Origin of the sequence: Aeribacillus sp. FSL W8-0870 (assembly GCF_037963755.1) — a bacterium.
GTDB lineage: Bacteria > Bacillota > Bacilli > Bacillales > Aeribacillaceae > Aeribacillus > Aeribacillus composti.
This window is the reverse complement of the sequence record NZ_CP150165.1, coordinates 760,923-781,107: the sequence shown is the minus strand read 5'-3', so window position 1 is coordinate 781,107 and position 20,185 is coordinate 760,923. Positions and strand designations below refer to the sequence as shown.

Below are 20,185 nucleotides of genomic sequence, written 5' to 3'. Positions count from 1 at the left end.
GCCGCATATATTTTACAAATGGAAGCTGACCGCTTAAGCCCGTTTCCGCTCCATAATGTTGATCCCTAACCCCATGAACACAACAGCCATCAAGAATAGGATGCTCATCGGATAGAGCAAATCGCTGAATGAGTAGCCGTAAACTACCGCCCCTTTTAACAGGTCCATTCCATACGTAACGGGGACAAATTTTGAAAGCAAGAGAAGTGCATCCGAAGAAACAATTTCCAGCGGCCAATAAGCTCCTCCGAGCATCGCCATGCTGACAGAAACAAGCGGAAGCACCGCATGAAACTGCTGCTCATTATTGACAATTCCTACTATAAAAATTGATATTGCGACAATTGCCAGTACATAAGGGATGAGCAATACGAGCACAAACCAAAATTTATCGCTGAAATCTACATCAAACACAAAGTGAAAGACTGCAAAAATGAGCGCCACCTGAATATAGCCGGTTGCAAAACTGTAAATTAAATTTCCGGCATACATCTCCCATTTTTTGACCGGCGACAAAATCATTCGATCCCAAATGCCGTTTCGCTTTTCCATTAATATATTGAAAACGTTGTACGCAATCGTATAAATGACAAAAAACAAGACACTGCCGAAAATCGATTGCATTTTGCTGTTGATGATAACAGTTTCATCCGCACGGAAATGTTTTGTCTCTACGGTAAACACCGGATCGTTTTTCGCTTCCGCAAGCGATTTTGCCACTTGCTTTGCGCTTGATTCTCCTTGTTTTTCCTTCACCTGATCGATGATCGACTTGGATTGTAATGCTTTTGCGTAAACTTTTTGAACCGTTTGCTGAACCAAATAGCTATTGGGGGTATTGGAAGCAACGATTATGCGGAAATCGTCCTTTTTAAGCTCCACACCTGCTTCCGCCTTACCTTCGCCAACCAGCTTTTCAACTTCCTCTTTTTTCATCCTTTTAAACGAAAATAGATTATACTGCTCAAGAGAGCGAATGATTTCCTTCACTTCACTTTCAGGCAGTGCGCTGTATACTGGGACAACTATAGTCTGTTTGTTTACGGAACTGATGAGCATAGCAAAAACGACAGAAAGGATCGACACCATTAAAAATAGCCAAGGCTTCCGGATAAAAAGACGCAGCTTTGCTGTCAAAACTCCGATCACGCCATTTCACCCCTTTTTGGGAAAACTAGCAAGCTCAATACGAACATAACAAAACCGAAAAGACATAAGTATATGACAGTCCAAATAAATTGCGACAGATCATAGCCTTGCAAAATTTTTAAATAAGCTGTCATGCCGGCTCCATTTGGCGTCATATCCCCCAATTTGTGCATAAATTCCGACATTTGCGAAACCGGGAAATAGCTGCCGCCAAGAAAAGCCAAAATAGAAACGACTCCGCTTGAGAAGAAAATGGAAACATTATCTGAATTTATTCGATAGCTCAATGATGTTAAAAAGGTTCCTATTCCTCCGACTGCCACACAAAGAGCAAGCGTAACAATGATAAACGAGACGAGATCCGGCCACTTGACACTGTAAAAAACGGCTGCTAAAGCATATAACAAGGAGAGCTGAAAAAAGGCAATGATCAAGGAAGTTATGAAAATAGCAGCCATGTATAAATTTTTCGGTACATTGGCAAGCAACAAACGATGGAATGCGTTCGACTGTTTTTCTTGCAAAGCATGAGACGAAATATACGAGGCCAGATACAACACAAACATAACGCTTATGCCGACTGTATAATAAGTAAAAGAATTAATTGGCTCCCGTTTTGTCACGGTTTCCATTTCTCCCTTTACTTTTGCGACAGGCAGTTCAAGTGATTCGTTTAAGCCAGCCTGATCCAGTTTAGAAATCAAAGAATATTGCTCTTGAAATTCAGTGATGAGCTCTTGAACAAATTGGGCTGTAATTTCTTTGCCTTCGTTGACATATATACTAAGCTTCGGCTTCGTTTTCTCGCCAAATATTAAATGGTTTAACAACGTGTATGAAAAATGCTCCGGCACTTCAACAATGACTGTATATTTGTCATTTTCACGAATTTCCTCCAATTCAGAAGGCTGAAACTCTGCCATTTGTATATACGGTTCCAGCCCTTTTGAGCCTAAAATTTCTTGTTTTAAAATGGAAATAGGCATCATTTTTTCCACTTGTTTTAATAGAAATTCCTTTTCCTCATCCGGCATTTGCACGTTTTTTACGTCGTTGGCGAATTTTTCGAAGTCCTCTTGTTCATTGCCATGTTCGACAATCGCTACTTTCGCTTGAATATCCATTTTTTTGCTGTCCATTACACTTGTGAGCGCAAAACCTAAAATAGATATAAGAGTGAACGGCATTACTAATAGAAGAAGCAATTCCTGCTTATTGCGGATCATTATTAAAAATTGTTTCTTAATAAATTGTCCAATCATGATCATCACCCTTTTAATTTCGTAATGCTCTTCCAGTTAAATGAAGAAACACATCTTCCAAAGTAGGTGTTTTAATCTCGATAGATGTCAACATTGTGTTTGTTTCCTCAGCAATTTTGAACAATATGGAAAAAGCATTCGCTTCTTTTGGCGTTAATACGGTAATTACCCGATCTTGCACAGTCACGCGATTGACAACCGGATGATCACGCAGCGCTTGAATAAATGAATCGTTCACGCGCTCGACAGTAATTTGGATTGTGTTTTCTGCCGATAAAATATTTTTTATCTCCTCTTTAGTACCGGCCGCCAAAATATTCCCTTTATCCATAATGTAAATGCGATTGCATAAAAATTCGACTTCCTCCATATAATGGCTCGTGTACAATACGGTCATTTTTTTCTCCTTATTTAACCTTTTGACCGTTTCCAAAATATAATTTCTTGATTGCGGATCAATGCCGACTGTCGGTTCATCCATAATGATCAATTCAGGTTCGTGCAGCAAGGCAGCCCCGATGTTCAATCTTCTCTTCATTCCGCCTGAAAAATTTTTAACAAGATCATGCTGGCGATCCGTTAAACCGATCATTTCCAAAACTTCCTCTACCTTCTGTTTTAATTGCGAACCTGACAGCCGATAAATTTTGCCGAAAAACAGCAAATTTTCCCGCGCTGATAAATCGGGATATAATGCAATTTCTTGCGGTACAACCCCTAAAATTTTTCTGAGTTTTTCCGGCCTTTTGATGACACTTTCGTTATTCAAACGAACATCACCGCTTGTCGGCGGAATCAGAGTAGAAATAATTGAAATGGTGGTCGATTTGCCGGCGCCGTTTGGCCCCAAAAGCCCGATGATTTCCCCTCTTTCCAAAAATAAATTCACACCGTTTACAGCATGCGTTTGTTTAAACCTTTTCGTTATTTCAACAGCTTCCAGCATTTTTTATCCTCCCTCTCAACGTTCTATTTGTATATTACAGCGTCCGCACTTTCTCACATACTATCTGCAGTCACTCTTTTCACTGAAAAACTATGACTTAGGTCATACATTTACAAAGTCTCTAGGAATAGCGCTGAAAATCAGCAAACATTCCGAGTCGAAGCAAACATTTTTCAATTATGAACGCTTCATTAACATAGAGCTTTAAAATTTCACGGCATTATTTCAATACAAAAAAAGACCGGCCTAAATAGCCGATCCTAATCAAACAGCTAGCAAATATCATGTTTAATGGCATAAATAGCGAGCTGTGTTCTATCCCGCAGCCCAAGCTTATTTAAAATTTGCGTCATATGGTTTTTGACAGTTCCGATGGACAAATGAAGGTCAGACGCAATTTCTTTGTTCGTTTTTCCTTCGCCGACAAGCTTCACAATCGCCAGCTCACGCGGTGTTAAAGGAACGTTCACCATCTCTTTTTTTGGCTTTTCCAGCAGCTTCGGTACCATTTTTGCCGCTACATCTTCATGAATGGACATTCCGCCTTTCATACAGCTATGTATCGCATCAATCAGCTTTGCCGGTTCAGATGTCTTCAGCAAAAAACCGCTTGCCCCATCCTTCAACGTCTGTACGGCATATTCCTCATCATTAAACGTTGTTAAAATAAGAATTTTCGCATCAGGCCACCGCTCTTTTATTTTTTTAGTCGCTTCTACTCCGTTCATAACTGGCATGCGAATATCCATTAAAATCAGGTCTACAATTGTCTTTTCCATTATTTCGATTGCTTTTAACCCATGCTCAGCTTCCGCGACTACTTTTAATTGCTCGTCCTGTTCGATCATCATTTTCAAGCCTTGGCGGACAATGGCTTGATCTTCAACAAGTAAAATACGGATGGTCATCATTCATACTCCTTTATTGGCAAAGTCCCATGAACAACAAACTCATCATTTGTTTGAAATATGTTCAAGCTTCCTCCAGCTTCTTTCACACGCTCTTTCATATTCGTTAAACCGAAGCCTTTTTGAAACGGTTTGGCATCCGATATCCGGTTTTTTATCGTAAATTCCAAGTCACCGATCGCATTTTTTCCTAATATGATATACACTTCCCTTGATTGCGCATGCCGCATCGCATTCGTTAGCGCCTCTTGGATGACTCGGTACAAAACGACATTTTGCTGATTAGTAAGACGGGCCGATAAAACCCCTTGCTTCGTCGTAAAATGCACCATAATATGACTTTCCGATTCCAGCTTGCGAATGAGCTGAAGCACTGACGAAATCCCTTCACTTTCATCCATTTTTAGCGCCCTAACTGCATGTCTCGTTTCCTCTAAACTTTCGCGAACTAAAGATTTTAATTCTTCATATTCCTTCCTTTTCTCTTTGATCGAAAGCATCTCAAGCTGCATCAGCAATGCCGTTAATTTATGCCCGACAGAATCATGAATATCACGGGCAATTCTCGTTCGTTCTTCCAATCTGGCCGACCGCTCGTTTTCATAGCTGATACGCTTTAATCCTCTATATTCTCCCAATAGTTGTTCATACAGCTCCCTTTGTTCCTTCCTTTCAAAGATATATTCATTTAAAACAACAGAAATGAAAGTAAATATAGCAAACGCCGTCAGCCATTCAAAAGGATTAGGAAGGAATAAGGCGATCAGGATCGAAACAGAAACATGAATGACGGCAAACAGACGAAAGGGCTGTTTTTTTAGCTGAAAAATCGCTTCGACATAAAGATATAAAATTAATAAAAGAGAGGCATGATTGCCTGCAGCAGACTGAAGCCATCCCGCTGACAAAATAAAAAGATCCACGATGATGTACAACAGAAGAGTATTTTTGACAACAGGCAGAAAAAAATAGCAGCCAATTGTACAAGCACTTAAAAATACCAATAAGGTGAGATGTGCTGAATGATCCAAAAAAGCTGAAAATAAAAAGTACGTCCATAAAACGGCAAAAACGAACACTCTGAATAAAAAAGCCTTCACTGACATCCCACCCTTTGTAATCTACTATCAACCTACTGAAACTATAAAAGAATGTCAACGGCTTTTCAAAAGAAATGTCGGACATTTCTCAAATCATGTACCAATTAATTAAAATACTGAACTTCTCCCTTATTCTCTCCAAAATAATTACCCTGTGATTTTAGAATTCAACATTTCTAAATAACAACCTCTATAATTAAAGGGCTTGTCTAAAAAGTCCATAAAAACAGAGCGAATGGAGAAAACAATGAGTTTTTCCATTCGCTCTGTTTCCTTATTTTTGAAATTGGTTTGGGAATTTGCGGCCCATTTCAGTATGTTGTGGGCCATTGCCACAATCCCGAATTCTGTTCGGACTTTATGAAGCCCCCGTAACAGAAATCGAGTGAAACGCAAATTGCCCTTGATGTTACCGAACACACTTTCGACATCCACTTTACGCTTCGCATAAAGAGCTGCCTTTTGTTCGTCACCAAGAGCTGCTTTGGCTTTCGCTTTCATTTCTTCATAAATCGTGTTCCAATATACTCGACGATTTCCTTTGGCTTTCGTACACCCATTCTTCAACGGGCAATCCGTACAATCTTCACACTCGTACACTTTCAAATCTTGTATGTATCCAGATGCATTTTTTCTTTTTTGATAATACTTGAATACGACTTTCCGATTGTTCGGACAGATAAAGCAATCGTCTTCTTCGATGTATTTCCAGTTTTGTACTTTTGATAAATCCTTTTTAAACTTTTTACTTTGTTCCTTCAAATAGGTTTGGTATGGGGCTAATAATTCAAAACGAGGTTCTTTTTCTTCGCCAATCGCATATAAATAGTTTTCTTCACTCGCATATCCTGCATCGGCAATGACATACTTGAGTTTCTTTTCCTTCGGCATCGATTCCAATAACTTTTCCATAAATGGTTGGAAACAGCGAGTATCTCCTGGATTTTGATAAATTTCAAATCCCACGATAAATTGATGTTGTGTGGCGAGTTGAACATTATAACCCGCCTTGAGTTGGCCGTTTTTCATATGGTCCTCTTTCATTCGCATAAAAGTGGCCTCATGGTCGGTTTTCGAGTAGCTATTTCGTTCACCTAGAATCTGTTTTTGTACTTTGTATTTTCGTAATCGTGGAAGATAATCCGTTTGAATCGTTTTCAGTTGTTTGGTGAGTTGGGATTTTTTAGAGCGAAGTTCTTTTTTTCTTTCTTTGTCTTCTTCCTGTTTATAATCTTTTTCCAAAGCTTCTATTCTCTCAGAAAGTTGTGCCGATGATTTTTCTAATTCTTCTTCTAATTGTTCTTCTTTTAATTCCTCCAAGGCGATTTGGTGCGCTTCTTGTAGAAACGATTGAATTTTGGCTCGTAGTTTCTGATCATATTTTTCTACGGATTTTCGCCATACAAACGTATATTTGTTGGCATTCGCTTCTATTTTCGTACCATCCACAAAAATATGGTCGAGGTCGATAAGTCCTTGTTCTACTAGTTGAAGGACAAATTGTTCAAATACAGAATCCATCATGTTTGACATACGAACACTACGAAAATCATTTATTGTGCGATGGTCAGGGGTTTGCAATCCCGCCAACCACATCATCGGAAGATTTTCTTTCACCATTTGCGCTATTTTCCGACTTGAATAAACATTTTGAGTGTACGCATATAAAATCACTTTCAATAACATTTTAGGGTGATAGGGTGCACGACCCCCACCAACATAATGAGTATACAACACTTCATCCGGAATCGATTCCACCATTTCATCCACTAAACGGGCGACATGATTTTCAGGAATATACATTTCGATATCTAAAATGCTCATGACTTGACGATTGCAATAAGGTTGGAAAACTAGTTTTTTGCGTTTCTTATTCTTTTGAACCTCTATTTTTTGAATACCCTCTAGAGTCATTTCTAATTGCGTGTTATAATTTTCTTGAATAGTCATTTGATTATTCATAAGAAATCGTCCTTTCTGTAGAATGTTTTTTGGTCAATTTCATTCTATAAAAAAGGACGATTTTTTTGTACCCTAAAAACAGAAAAAAGGGCTGAGCCCAAGGTCGATTCAATCGACTTTTCGGACAGCCCCTTTAACTAAATCCTATAACTAACAATAACAATTCCTATATCTAATTAGTTAATGTAAAAACCGCATAAAAATCAATATTCCAGCGGTTTTTATAAATAAAATTTTTTCTTACTAGTATTCCATAGTATGTAAAAATATCCTCATACTCTCGAAATTACACATAATAGATATAATAATAAAATCCAGGAAAACAAAAAGGAAACTCCTTCAAAAAGGAATTCCCTTGAAAATTTACTTGCTGCCATACAACAGCACTTGCGCTATGCCGACAAAATATTCTGATTCACGAATAATATGGTCCAAAACAACTTTGGCGGTCGGATTTTTTCGAACAGCAGCGCTTTCCGTTTTAATTTGCCGGCATAATTTAATAAAATCGAGACTTTGCTTTAAGCAAAATGACACCAAATTCAATACTCGTTGATAAAGCTTTGCTGGAATATAGTAAGGGGAGCGTATGACAGACTCAATATAGCGCACAACCTTTTGATGCGTCTTCGACAATTCTTCTTCCCAATTTAACAAAGCATCTACATAGTTTTGCTCTAAATTTGCCACCAGCTCTCGGATCACAACAGTATGCTCTTCCTCTTGATGCTTCCAAAACTCCGCTTCATCCAATATGCGAAGCGGCATTTGCTGACCGTAATAAAATTGCATCATCCATCCTCCCATGATCGTCGTTCATTTCAATTGTATGGAAGGAATGGATAAGGTATGATAGCTCATGCTATTTGAGAATCTTTTTATTTTCAACACACTAGCTTCTATTAACTATGACACCGTAAAAAAAAGCGCCTTGCCTAGGTGTTCTTTTGTTTTAAAAAATTTGAGATGTGATGACATGTGAAGAGTTTAGTGAATATGATTGGATTTACGCGAGAAAATCGGCTTATGTTTGTTTTAGCTGATATTTTTTTAACTTCCGATAAAGAGTGGACCTGGCAATATTCATTTTTTTGGCGACAGCTGATAAATTCCAGCCTGTTTCCTCTAAAAGCCTGACAAGCACTTTTTGCTCTTCGATTTCAATTAAAGATAAATCTTTAAGCTGGTTATTGATGGAGAGGCTCATTCTGTTTTCAATAAAGTATGCCGGCAAGTCTTCTATCCTAATAACAGGAGAATCACTAAATATGACGGCATACTCAATGACATTTTGCATTTCTCTTATGTTGCCGGGCCACGAATATTCTAAAAAGTAATTTAAAGTTTCTTGCGCAATGGAAAGGGATTCTCTCGCATACTTTTTTGCAAATTTTTTTAAGAAATAATCAGCAATCAGAGGAATATCTTCCCTTCGCTCACGAAGAGGAGGAATATTAACCGTAACAACGTTAAGTCTAAAAAATAAGTCTTCGCGAAAAAGCCCTTGTTTACACAAGGCATATAAGTTCTTATTCGTTGCAGCAATAATTCTCACATTAATTGGAATCGTTTGAGATGAACCCAGCCTCATAATCTCCTTTTCTTGCAGCACCCTAAGCAAATGGACTTGCAGATCTAGCGGCATCTCGCCGATTTCATCTAAAAACAAGGTTCCTTCGTTTGCTTCCTCAAATTTTCCTTTCTTCCCTTCTTTCGAACCTCCGGTAAAAGTTCCACTTTCGTAACCGAACAGTTCACTTCCAATCAATTCTTTCGGAATTGCGCCACAGTTTATTGCTAAAAAAGGTTTGTCTCTTCTCTGACTAGATTGATGTATTGATTTTGCAATTTTTTCCTTTCCTGTACCGCTTTCTCCCAACAGAAGAATCGGAACATTTGAAGGAGCAGCTTTATAACATTTGTTTAGTGCTGTTAACAATGCATCCGATGTCCCAATAATATCGTTCCATGGTTCATCCTTGAGAATGTATCGCGCAGTGGTACGGAATACCTTTTTGTTATCCTTCAACACGACCATATATCCAGCAACTTCCCCTTTAAAATGAATCGGCTCGATTGCTAAAACCTTGAAATCTCGAACCATCAAATCGCTGGAAATATCGTTTTTCGCAGAGAATTTGGACATCCTTTTCATCTCATTTATTAAAGGATGAAAATCAGGATTTACCGCCAAATCTCCTGCATGTTTCAGGTTAAATAATTCCTTTAGCTTTTCACTGCTCTTCACAACATAAAAGGCATGGTTCAGTACTAGAATATGATCGTTTTTCCATTTATTTGCGCATTGAAAAAAATAATCTATTAAATAGTTATTCACTTTCATATAGACGTATGCAAGCTGTTTTTCAATCACTTGTGCAGTGGATACAGCTAAACCAAGTGTATGAGGCTGAGCATCTTCCCAAAATCCTGTAAAATCGATGACACCGATGACCTCTTTTGTGAAGGGATGAATGATAGGAGCTGAAGAACATGTCCATGGATGACATCCTTGACAAAAGTGTTCTGCAGAAAAAATTTGAATGGGATTTTGGGTGACGATACACGTTCCAATCGCATTTGTACCTGCTGCATTTTCGCTCCAGTCCATGCCAACTGTGAAATTCATTTTTTCCGCTTCCCGCAAAACATACGGTTCACCTTTTAAATAAATTATGCAACCGTTTTCATCCGTCAGCGTGATAAGATACCGAGTACCTTTCAACTTATAAAATAAATTATCAATAATCGGTTTCGCAATTTGATATAGCTCAGATCCTTTTAACAGATGATTTAATTCGTATTCTGTTAAAGCTGCCTTCGTTTGCAATTGCATCGGGTCAACTCCAGTTTCCTGACAGCGGCTCCAAGAATCTAAAACATTTTTTCGTATTTTGCCCGATATTTTATCTTCCCACGATCTTTCCACAAACATTTCCCATAAAGTTTCCAAATCTCTTTTTTTATCTGGCAAGTTGTGCGTAGAGAAAATAGATATATATGGATTGCCCATGTACTCCCCCCTCCTCTTGGACATATTATCAAAATTTTTCGAAAATAGATTATAAAAATACTTTATTCGGGGCTTTAAAAGCAAAAAACTTACCACCCCCGTAGTTCTTAAGGAATTACACACCAGTGATGATAAGCAAGGAAGTGACAAGTGTTACCACAATTATTAACGTATTTACTCGAAGATATCAAGTGTCTAGATTCGCATTTTTAATCTTTTGAATCAAATTCATGCGTTCACCATCGCTTTATCAAAACGATGTCAAATGTTTAACGCATTTGCTCAAGTGTGCATGCGACAGATTAATTTTGAGCAATACGTTTTGAACTGCTTGTCGTGAAAAATTCTGTTTATTTATGGTATTCTCTCTAAAAATGAAATAATGTGTCAACTTTCTATAGTTTTTTTAAAACTGCTTTAAATAAAAGTGGATAACCTTTGTGATGAAAACACTAGGTTATCCACTTGCTGTTCGATTGTGTCAGACTTTAGTCAGAAACGAACTCCTGGTTGATGGTTTATTTCACTTGAGGTATCGGACGCTTCAGCCATTCATTGTAAAATGCATCAATATCTGGTTCAAAATCTTTTAAGATTGGATACCAAGGTGTTACAGCTTCTACCTCCAGTTGACTTGCACAATTTGGGCAATAGTATTCACGTATAACCTGCCACTCCGGATCTGGAGCAAGCAGCTTCGGATACAGCTCCACCATTTTTTCCTCTGTATCACGAACGTGTATAAGCGCATGAAGTTTCCAGTTGTCACTTGCCTCACAAAATTCATGTCCGCAATCACACTTTACGACTCGTTTGCCATCTGGCTTCAAAACGATATAAAGGTGAAGTCCAGCCGGCAATAGAATTGGATCATCCCATGGAACTCTTTCCTGCAAAATGCTGATATATTTATCAAATCGGTCAGTATCCTTAAAATTTGAAAGCATTTCTTTTAATTTGTAAAAATCAATTGTTCCGTCGATCAGCTCTTCAATCGTCTTACGATCATATTGTGCCATGTTCTCACCCCGTTTTTTTCTGATGATTTATTTTTGCTCCGAAGGTTGGTACACCTAACTCATCTTCTGATAAATGCCATTCTGTCGGCAGATTCCAGAACTGTTTAAACTCATTCGCAAATTTTTCACTTAAGGCAAAGCTGCCGGCATACATATGACGAACCTGTACAGCCGCTTCTTTGTTTAGAATTTTTTGTCTCTCCTGCTCCATCCATTCTTTTACAGGAACCCCGCGCTTTAGACGCTCTTTTCTCATTTTTTTGCGGCGTTTTTCTGTCGCTTTTTCATCAACGATATACTTGCCTTTTTCATTTTTGCTGACAACTGCTCCGTAAACGCTTTCTGCATAACGCGGCAGCAGCAGTCCTTCATTTAAATCATCCTCAATCATTTTCGGCTTGCGCTCAAGCGGATCCCCAAAACCAGGTCCCCCACGAAGGTAATTTAAATACAGATCGTAATTTTCAAAAATTGTTTCTGTTGTAATGGATTGCTTATCACGGATAATTTCCTTTGCTTCCATTAAAGTATCGTATTCTGGATTATCCGGATCACTGTCTCCCCCTGTAGGAATAGGCAGTCTTTTTTCGATCCGTTCTTTCAAATTCGTTCCATGTGCTTCAAAACGGTATCCTGATGCTGCTGGATAGCCTCCCATTAAACCGCAGTCACTTGACATAAAGCCATTTCCCATAAAGAACATCGTCCAGTCTTTTGCACCATATACCATCCGCAAAGTCTCGTAGCCGCTGCCTCCCCGGTATTTTCCATACCCTGCTGTATTTGGTTTTATGCTTCGTCCCAAATAAAGAAGCGGTTCTGCGAGCTCCCAAATTTCCATATCTCCCATATCACCTTCAGGGTTCCAGATGGCTGCCGCATGGTTAATACCGTCTCTTACCGCACTTGCTCCGACCCCTTCGGCTGCTGATTCGAAGCTGTTAACGGCATGATTTTCGTTAAATTGGTTATATCCTCCTCCTTGCAGCCAGTTAGAAGTGTTGGCATTTCCGGCGTTAACTTCTTCTAAATACCCGCGTGCAAAGTAGTTGCGGCTAAGTGCACGCCATAATGGACTCCATGCAGATACAAGGAAGTGCCATGCATAGCTGTGAGCGGTCCGAATATCGTCCGGATTTAGCCATGAACCGTAAGGCAAGTCGAACTGGCTCGCATAATAAGCGCCATCATTAACCCGATCGTTCGGGATGAGCGTTTGCGACATCATGACCCATATTCCGCTCGTAATCGAAACAGGTGTAGCATTGTAGCTGTGCCATCCCCATCTGTTAACGCCTTCAAAGTCGATTTGGAACTTGCCATCTTTGTGAACAGTCAGTTCTGTTGGGGCATGCATAATCGTGTTTACACGAGCGTAAGGAGGAACATCTAGGTTTTTATACGGTACGTCCACAAATGAAACTTGGCGGTATTTACCCGGAATCAGCAACGTTTTTACTTGATTGACAAAACCGCGCCGTCCATCCTCAATTACCTCGCGAATAAATTGTTTATAAGTGTCAACGCCTTCCTCCTTGACAATATCAAGGACAAGGTCTCTGATCATATGGCAGCCGGCAACGCGAGTCCGTTCATCAAGAAGCCAGTACTTTGTTGTTCGGACAGAACGCTGGCTTTCAATAAGCCAATCTTTTAAGAGCGTATCGTTTTTACCGATTTTACGGCAGGCCACTTGATAACCGTCATCGTAACGGCTAACTGGCCCAACGGTCATACTTCCTGGTGCAGTCGCCCCAACATCAATTACGTGGGTAACTCCGCCAACCCAGCCTATCAGCTCGCCCTCGTAAAAGATTGGAACAATTGTATGAACGTCACATGGGTGCACATTTCCGATCTGGCAATCATTGTTACAGAAAATATCTCCGTCTTCAATTCCCGGATTCTCTTCATAATCGTTTTTAATCATGTATTTAATCGCTGCGCCCATCGTCCCGACGTGAATGATAATTCCAGTAGAAGTTACAATCGAATCTCCTTCCGGAGTGTATAAAGTAAAGCATAATTCCCCTTCTTGCTCAACAATCGGGGAGGCCGCCACTCTTTTGGCCGTTTCCCTTGCATGCACAACTCCTCCCCGTAATTTTGAAAAGATCTTTTCATAGCGGATTGGATATGACTCTTTTAATGGCAATGTTTTTAAACCTGCGTAATGTCCTGTCTCTCGGCTGATTTCATCAATTTCTTTGCGCATTTGCTTGAGTGTTTTTCCGTGCCAACCAATATTTTTCTGGCTTTGCATTGTTTTTTCAGTAATCGTCATGAAAAAATACCCTCCTTTTTCCTTAAAGTTCTTTTAAGTGGAAAATGCGATGCTCATCAAGATATGTTTCAAAACCAGGTGGAATCACAAACGTTGTGGCTGGTGATTCTAAAATTGAAAATGCACCGATTTTGTTCCCTGGCTTCAATTTTTCCATTTCCCAAATGTTTGCTTTGATCCACTCGCCCTTCCAATACACATCACGCTGGCCAAGAAACGCTTCTGACGGCGGAGTTTCTCCAGATAAAGGCTCCTCAGGAATTTTCGGCTTTGCCACTTCAACAATACCGCGTACGATTGCTCCTGTGATGCTGTAACCGAGTTCAGGCGATTTGGCCGCTTTTGCGTAAATTCTCGCATACGTTTCTTCGAATGCTTTGACAAGCTCTTCCCAGTCGTTAATATCCTTAAACTTTTGAATCGGCGATTCAATTTCAAGGTCGTTTAACTGACCTTGGTACTGCATGCGGAAATAAAGACGGAAACTCACATCTTGTCGTTTAAAGTTATTTTTCTCAAATTCAGCTGCCACTTTTTCGATTAGTTCATCCCAAGCATCCTGCAATTCTTTACCTGCCTTCAGCTTACTGCTGTCTTCATCTCCGTTGTTTACATTGATATCAAGTGTTTTATCATAGCGGTATTCAAAGTCTGCCGCACCGCAGCCAAAAGCAGAAAATCCAGCTGCCCACGCCGGTACTAGAACATCTTCAAAGCCAAGACCTTTTGTGTAGCCGGCAGTATGAAGCGGACCACCGCCTCCATAAGAGAAGCATACATATTGAGATGGCGAATACCCTTTTCCAAGGATCATAGATTCAAGGTAATTGTGCAGTTGCGACTCAAGCAGATCGATAACACCGTATGCTGCGTCTTCAACAGATAATCCGAGCGGATCGGCGACCTGCTTCTTCAATGCTTCATAGGCTCTTTCCGGATATAGCTTAACCTCGCCGCCAAGGAAATTATCCGGGTTGATTAGTCCAAGAACAACGTGGCAGTCGGTTACTGTTACCATTTCTATACCGCCTTCCGGATAACAAACGCCGACTCTCGAACCTGCGCTGTCCGGTCCAAGTGTTAATGATTTGAAGTTCGGATCCACTCGCACAAAGCTGCCGGCCCCAGCTCCAACAGTATCCATGGAAACAAGCGGTAATGATAGTACAAGCCTTGCCATATCTGGGCTTGTATTAATACTCAAATCCCCTTGAGTAATAAGAGCCATATCAAAACTTGTTCCGCCGATATCCGAGCATGCAATATTGCGAATACCGAGTTGTTCACCAAGATATTTCGCGCCAACTACTCCCCCAATCGGACCTGAAACGAGCGTTCTTGCCAGTTCATTTGCACGCGTACTTATCGTTCCACCGTGGCTGGCCATGACCCGAAGATCAAATTTTGCCCCGTGATTTCTTAACATGTTATCAATTTTCGACAATGTCTCCCGAGACGGATCTGCTGCATATGCTTCAATAATGGTTGTATTTGTGCGGTGAGACTCTTTTCTAACAGGGTAATAATCAACCGATGCAAACACAGGCACTTCTTTTCCGACTTTCTTCATGACTTCCTTTGCAATATCCCTAATTTTTCGTTCATGCTGCGGATATTTGTAAGAATGAAGCAAACTGATCACAATTGCTTCGACATCCTGTTCCAGAAGGTCCAATACTGCTGGTTCCACTTCATGTTCATAAAGTGGAATGACAACGTTTCCAAATAAATCGACTCTTTCTGTTACGCCTCTTGTCAATTCTCTCGGTACAAGTGGAGGATCGTAACGATGAGTATTCAAGTGTAAACGGTCTGAATAAGAATATCCTAGGTAAGCCTGGATCGCCCGGCCCATTCGATGGAAATCCTCCATCCCTTTATTAACGATCAGACCGACGCGGCGTCCTTTCCTTGACACGAGACGATTCAGCATCGCTGTTCCGGAGTAGACACCCGCAAGCAATTTAGGAAATTCTTCTTCTACTGTTGTGTTCCAGTAAGTTAGTGCATCCCTTGCAGAGTTGAGAAGACCAATTGATTCATCTTCAGGTGTGGATTGTGCTTTTCCGACGACAAATTCACCATTGTCGTCAATAATGAAGGTATCTGTCATCGTTCCCCCTGCATCGATAGCAAGTATTTGTGCATTGCGAGTTGTTACTGCTTCCATCCATTTCTCTCCTTTCTTTTTTCAAAAATTGATTTTGTTTTCGCTTTTTACTTTGCAACATTCGTGCCAATATTAAAAATTATCAAAAAATTAAGGAGAGAAAAGGCTTTCGAAAATTAGAGAATGGTGAAAGAGAATGATGAATTGTAGCGAATCGCTACACTGTTTCGCTACAATTTTTTCGTACAACAATACAGCTAAAAAAGAATTTGTTGCAATTCGCCCATAGAATTTTGTTGCTTGCTCCATACAATTCGACAGACAGCTTAAGCTCGATCAAGAGATTTTTTGTAAAAAAATAGACCATCTTTTAGTCTAGTAAACATAAAAATAACGACAAGGAATTTTCCAAGGGACAACAAAGACGACTTGAATGACAAAGCCACTATTGTACCGTCCTAATTTTATGATGGAAAATTTGATGAACAAATAACTGCAGTTTCATTTTGTTTCTAAGTAAAAAACAAGTTTGAATGTTCTCAAATTTTCACCGGAAACAGTTGATACTTTGATGAAAGTCCCCATTATCGAAACGATAAATACGTTTGAAAAATCATAATGGATTTTCTTTTAGCATTTCCAGCAATTTTTTTAAAGCAAATGAGTGATATCTGCCTTTTCTCGTAATGATGCCGAGTCTCCAAAGAAGAGGCGGATCTTTAAGCGGAACAATCGTGATGTTGGGGCTGTTCTGTTTATGAAAAATCATTTTCGGCATTAAAGTAATACCTAGTTTTGATGAAACAAGCTCAAGAATTAAATCCCATTGCGAGCTTTCATATGAAACAATTGGAGTAAAGCCTGCATTTTTACATGTGTTGATGATGTAATCGTGGAGTTTGAAGTTTTTCGAAAACAATATAAACGGTTCATCTTTTAATTCATGTACTGAAACTGTTTGTTTTTGTGCAATTGGGTGGTCGCGATGAATAAACAAGACAAATTCTTCTGTAATAAACGGATGAATATGAAAAACGGATTCGTCTACAGGCAGTACAACTATGCCAATGTCAATCTCTCCTTCTTCCACTAATTGTTCGATGACCTTTGCCCCAAGCTCTATAAGTTCAAGTTTCACATTCGGATAGTTTTGATGAAACATTCTAGCAATAGAAGGAAAAAACAAAGTTCCAATGAGCGGCGGAACCCCCATCTTAATCTCTCCAGTCGCAAGATTAGAAAGTTCATCTAATAACATTTTCATTTCTTCCAACGTTTCAATCAATTTTTTTCCTTGCTGATATACAATTTGACCTGCATCTGTCAAACGGAGATGACGAGTTGACCTTTCGAGCAGTTCAACATGCAGCTCAGCTTCAAGCTTTTTAACGGCTTTGCTCAATGAAGGCTGTGATAAGTAGGAATATTCAGCAGCCTTTGTAAAGCTGTTATGATTGGCAACATCAATGAAAGATTGAATATCACGAAATTCCACCATACTCCCCCCTTATTTATTCACTATTGGAATAAATTGTATTCTTTTTATCTATTTTACTTATAGATAATGGGAATGTAAACTCTTACATAAGACAAAGAAAGGAGGAGATGTTCATGAACAAAATCATGAATTCATTTTCGGAAGCGGTTTCAGACATTCAAGACGGTGCATCCATTGTTGTAGGCGGATTTGGGTTGTGCGGAATTCCAGAAAAGACTATTCAAGCTTTACGTGACAAGGGGACAAAGAATTTGACTATTTACAGCAACAATTGTGGTGTCGATGATTGGGGACTTGGTCTTCTACTCAAAAATAAACAAATAAAAAAAATGGTCGCTTCCTACGTCGGGGAAAATAAAATTTTTGAACAGCAATTTTTAAGCGGCGATTTAGAAGTAGAACTTATACCACAAGGTACTCTTGCAGAACGAATGAGAGCAGGCGGAGCAGGAATTCCGGCTTTTTATACCGCAACAGGTGTCGGAACGCCGATCGCAAAAGGAAAAGAAGAAAGAGAGTTCAACGGAAAAACATATTTGCTGGAGGAAGCCATCGTTGCAGATTTTGCTTTTGTAAAAGCGTGGAAGGCTGATACTTATGGGAATCTTGTGTATCGGAAAACAGCGCGAAATTTTAATCCGCTTGCCGCGATGGCAGGTAAAATCACCATAGCGGAAGTGGAACAAATTGTTGAACCTGGTGAGCTTGATCCGGACGAAATTCACACACCATGTATTTATGTTCAACGCTTACTGGTAGGAACGAATTATGAAAAACGCATTGAGCGGAGAACAGTGGTTACTAAATAAGAGAAGGAGTGATCAGGATGTCTAACAATCGATTAAAGATTGTTAAGCGTGCGGTAAAGGAAATTGAAAACGGAATGATTGTCAATCTTGGTATCGGAATGCCAACACTTATTGCCAATGAGATTCCGTCCAATTTCAACATCTTATTACATTCAGAAAATGGGCTGCTTGGCATTGGACCTTATCCGGTTGAAGGGGAGGAAGATCCCGATTTGATTAACGCTGGTAAAGAAACGATTACTACAGTGCTTGGCGCTTCATTTTTTGACAGTGCCGAATCATTTGCAATGGTTCGTGGAGGACATATTGATCTTGCTATTTTAGGAGGTATGGAAGTTTCAGAGAACGGCGATTTAGCCAATTGGATGATTCCAGGGAAAATGGTCAAAGGTATGGGCGGAGCAATGGATCTTGTAAACGGTGCGAAACGTGTCATCGTCATTATGGAACATTTGAACAAGAGCGGGGAATCGAAAGTGAAGAAAGAATGTACACTTCCACTTACTGGAAAAGGGGTCGTCCATCGATTGATTACCGATTTAGCCGTGTTTGACTTTACAGATCAAGGGATGGTGCTGATTGAAACAATGGATGGTGTTTCAGTTGATGAAGTGATAGCAAAAACAGAGGCAAAATTCACAGTTTCTCCTGAACTTTCGGAGGTGAATTAAGTGGTAAAGACAGTTATTTTAGAAGGCGCGCGTACCCCGATTGGAAAATTTAACGGATCGCTTGCTCAATTAACAGCATCACAGCTTGGCGGTATTTCGATGAAAGAGGCTTTAATGCGAGCAGAAGTAAAGCCTGAAGATGTGAATGAAGTCATTTTCGGAAATGTTCTTCAGGCTGGACAGGGACAGATCCCGTCGCGCCAGGCAGCACGTGAAGCAGGTATTCCTTGGAGCATTAAAACAGAAACAGTGAATAAAGTTTGTGCATCCGGTCTTCGCAGTGTAACAATGGCTGATCAAATCATTCGGGCAGGCGACGAAGAAATCATTTTGGCAGGCGGCATGGAGTCAATGTCAAACGCTCCATATGCATTGAAGAACGCAAGATGGGGGTTAAGAATGGGTAATGCACAGATGGTTGATTTAATGATTCATGATGGCCTGTCATGCAGTTTTACTGGTGTTCATATGGGGACGTACGGAAACAAAATTGCGAAAGAGTATGAAATATCGCGTGAAGAACAGGACAATTGGGCTGTGAGAAGCCATAAAAGAGCAATTGCAGCAATCGAAGAAGGCAAGATGGCAGAAGAGATTGCAGCGGTTGAAATTCCACAGCGTAAAGGCAGCCCGCTTGTCATTTATAAAGATGAATCACCGCGAAAAGACACAACGAAAGAGATTCTGGCAACATTACCTCCTGTATTTGACAAAGATGGAACGATTACAGCCGGCAACGCACCTGGAATTAATGATGGAGCTGCAGCGCTTGTACTGATGAGCGATGAACGGGCAAAAAGAGAAGGTAAAAACGTTCTTGCAACCATCATTGGCCATGCAGAAGTTGCGGTTGAAGCAGAAAATTTTCCAATAACACCGGGCCTTGTCATTCTTGAGCTATTGAAAAAGACGGGGAAATCTGTCGATGATATCGACTTGTTCGAAATTAATGAAGCATTCGCAGTAGTTGCACTCGCTAGTATAAAAATTGCGGGAATCGATCCGGAAAAAGTGAATGTAAATGGCGGTGCTGTTGCCCTTGGTCACCCAATCGGCGCAAGCGGCGCGCGTATTCTTTTGACACTAGCGTACGAATTACGCCGTCGCGGAGGAGGGATTGGAATCGCAGCGATCTGTTCTGGAAGCGGTCAGGGAGATGCCGTGATGATTGAAGTAAAATAAAATGGATATAATTTGAAATCTATAAACAAAAAGAGTGAATTTGACCAAACTAATTATTATATTGATTTAATAGAAACATAATCGCCATTTTGCATCAAGCTTTGATTCTATTAAAACATTTAGCATCAGTAGTTTTGTGCGCCAGTGCAAAATAAAAAAAGAAGCCTCCATAAAATCAGGCCCCATTGAAAGCAAAAAATCATAAACATCGATATATCAACGTTTCAAAACATTAAAGGGGGCATCAATAAGCCGTAAAAGCGACTTATTAG

General features: G+C 39.9%; 15 protein-coding genes. 3 read left to right on the top strand and 12 right to left on the bottom strand.

Annotation, left to right across the window (positions count from 1 at the left end):
- Positions 1–33: 33 nt before the first annotated feature.
- From NSU02_RS03800 to NSU02_RS03745, 12 genes are all read right to left on the bottom strand, one after another.
- Positions 34–1,149: an ABC transporter permease gene (locus NSU02_RS03800; protein ID WP_327856558.1), complete on the bottom strand. Its 1,116-nt coding sequence runs from the start codon at positions 1,147–1,149 to the stop codon at positions 34–36.
- Positions 1,146–2,411 (bottom strand): ABC transporter permease, encoded by a 1,266-nt coding sequence (locus tag NSU02_RS03795; RefSeq protein ID WP_144597369.1) that lies wholly within the window; start codon positions 2,409–2,411, stop codon positions 1,146–1,148. Before NSU02_RS03795 ends, NSU02_RS03800 begins: the two co-directional genes overlap by 4 nt.
- Before the next feature lie 13 nt (positions 2,412–2,424).
- Positions 2,425–3,357: an ABC transporter ATP-binding protein gene (locus NSU02_RS03790; protein ID WP_063389232.1), complete on the bottom strand. Its 933-nt coding sequence runs from the start codon at positions 3,355–3,357 to the stop codon at positions 2,425–2,427.
- Positions 3,358–3,629: 272 nt separating this feature from the next.
- Complete coding sequence (locus tag NSU02_RS03785) at positions 3,630–4,268, bottom strand: response regulator transcription factor (RefSeq protein WP_339194310.1); 639 nt, start codon at positions 4,266–4,268, stop codon at positions 3,630–3,632.
- Entirely contained in the window at positions 4,265–5,365 is a 1,101-nt protein-coding gene (locus NSU02_RS03780; RefSeq protein WP_130156720.1) for a sensor histidine kinase, read from the bottom strand. The genes NSU02_RS03785 and NSU02_RS03780 overlap by 4 nt, the downstream gene beginning before the upstream one ends.
- 147 nt (positions 5,366–5,512) lie before the next feature.
- Positions 5,513–7,327, bottom strand: coding sequence for an IS1182 family transposase (locus NSU02_RS03775; protein WP_339194308.1), 1,815 nt, complete (start codon positions 7,325–7,327; stop codon positions 5,513–5,515).
- Between the two features lie 363 nt (positions 7,328–7,690).
- Entirely contained in the window at positions 7,691–8,119 is a 429-nt protein-coding gene (locus tag NSU02_RS03770; RefSeq protein WP_339195668.1) for a DUF2935 domain-containing protein, read from the bottom strand.
- A gap of 232 nt (positions 8,120–8,351) precedes the next feature.
- Positions 8,352–10,340 (bottom strand): sigma-54-dependent Fis family transcriptional regulator, encoded by a 1,989-nt coding sequence (locus NSU02_RS03765; RefSeq protein ID WP_311066882.1) that lies wholly within the window; start codon positions 10,338–10,340, stop codon positions 8,352–8,354.
- 518 nt (positions 10,341–10,858) lie between these two features.
- Positions 10,859–11,359: an acetone carboxylase subunit gamma gene (locus NSU02_RS03760; RefSeq protein ID WP_144598056.1), complete on the bottom strand. Its 501-nt coding sequence runs from the start codon at positions 11,357–11,359 to the stop codon at positions 10,859–10,861.
- A 4-nt stretch (positions 11,360–11,363) separates the two neighbouring features.
- Positions 11,364–13,643 carry a hydantoinase B/oxoprolinase family protein gene (locus NSU02_RS03755; protein WP_339194305.1) on the bottom strand — a complete coding sequence of 760 codons (2,280 nt, stop codon included), beginning with the start codon at positions 13,641–13,643 and terminating at the stop codon, positions 11,364–11,366.
- A gap of 22 nt (positions 13,644–13,665) precedes the next feature.
- Entirely contained in the window at positions 13,666–15,813 is a 2,148-nt protein-coding gene (locus NSU02_RS03750) for a hydantoinase/oxoprolinase family protein (RefSeq protein ID WP_339194303.1), read from the bottom strand.
- A gap of 553 nt (positions 15,814–16,366) precedes the next feature.
- The gene (locus tag NSU02_RS03745; protein ID WP_339195665.1) at positions 16,367–17,248 is read right to left on the bottom strand and encodes a LysR family transcriptional regulator; all 882 of its coding nucleotides are present in this window, start codon (positions 17,246–17,248) and stop codon (positions 16,367–16,369) included.
- 110 nt (positions 17,249–17,358) lie between these two features.
- On the opposite strand from NSU02_RS03745, the gene NSU02_RS03740 reads away from it, so the two are divergent.
- Genes NSU02_RS03740 through NSU02_RS03730 form a run of 3 tightly spaced genes read left to right on the top strand, consistent with a single transcriptional unit; the run spans position 17,359 to position 19,913 of the window.
- Positions 17,359–18,060 carry a CoA transferase subunit A gene (locus NSU02_RS03740; protein ID WP_063389240.1) on the top strand — a complete coding sequence of 234 codons (702 nt, stop codon included), beginning with the start codon at positions 17,359–17,361 and terminating at the stop codon, positions 18,058–18,060.
- Positions 18,061–18,077: 17 nt separating this feature from the next.
- The gene (locus NSU02_RS03735) at positions 18,078–18,731 is read left to right on the top strand and encodes a CoA transferase subunit B (protein ID WP_063389241.1); all 654 of its coding nucleotides are present in this window, start codon (positions 18,078–18,080) and stop codon (positions 18,729–18,731) included.
- Positions 18,732–19,913, top strand: a complete 1,182-nt coding sequence (locus NSU02_RS03730) for an acetyl-CoA C-acetyltransferase (RefSeq protein WP_063389242.1) — start codon at positions 18,732–18,734, stop codon at positions 19,911–19,913.
- The last annotated feature ends 272 nt before the right edge of the window (positions 19,914–20,185 follow it).

Excerpts from the sequence above, each read along its gene's own strand:
- NSU02_RS03750 (WP_339194303.1), bottom strand. The coding sequence starts at position 15,813 with ATGGAAGCAGTAACAACTCGCAATGCACAAATACTTGCTATCGATGCA.
- NSU02_RS03735 (WP_063389241.1), top strand. The coding sequence starts at position 18,078 with ATGTCTAACAATCGATTAAAGATTGTTAAGCGTGCGGTAAAGGAAATT.
- NSU02_RS03765 (WP_311066882.1), bottom strand. The coding sequence starts at position 10,340 with ATGGGCAATCCATATATATCTATTTTCTCTACGCACAACTTGCCAGAT.
- NSU02_RS03760 (WP_144598056.1), bottom strand. The coding sequence starts at position 11,359 with ATGGCACAATATGATCGTAAGACGATTGAAGAGCTGATCGACGGAACA.
- NSU02_RS03790 (WP_063389232.1), bottom strand. The coding sequence starts at position 3,357 with ATGCTGGAAGCTGTTGAAATAACGAAAAGGTTTAAACAAACGCATGCT.
- NSU02_RS03755 (WP_339194305.1), bottom strand. The coding sequence starts at position 13,643 with ATGACGATTACTGAAAAAACAATGCAAAGCCAGAAAAATATTGGTTGG.
- NSU02_RS03770 (WP_339195668.1), bottom strand. The coding sequence starts at position 8,119 with ATGCAATTTTATTACGGTCAGCAAATGCCGCTTCGCATATTGGATGAA.
- NSU02_RS03785 (WP_339194310.1), bottom strand. The coding sequence starts at position 4,268 with ATGATGACCATCCGTATTTTACTTGTTGAAGATCAAGCCATTGTCCGC.
- NSU02_RS03775 (WP_339194308.1), bottom strand. The coding sequence starts at position 7,327 with ATGAATAATCAAATGACTATTCAAGAAAATTATAACACGCAATTAGAA.
- NSU02_RS03795 (WP_144597369.1), bottom strand. The coding sequence starts at position 2,411 with ATGATTGGACAATTTATTAAGAAACAATTTTTAATAATGATCCGCAAT.
- NSU02_RS03740 (WP_063389240.1), top strand. The coding sequence starts at position 17,359 with ATGTTCATGAACAAAATCATGAATTCATTTTCGGAAGCGGTTTCAGAC.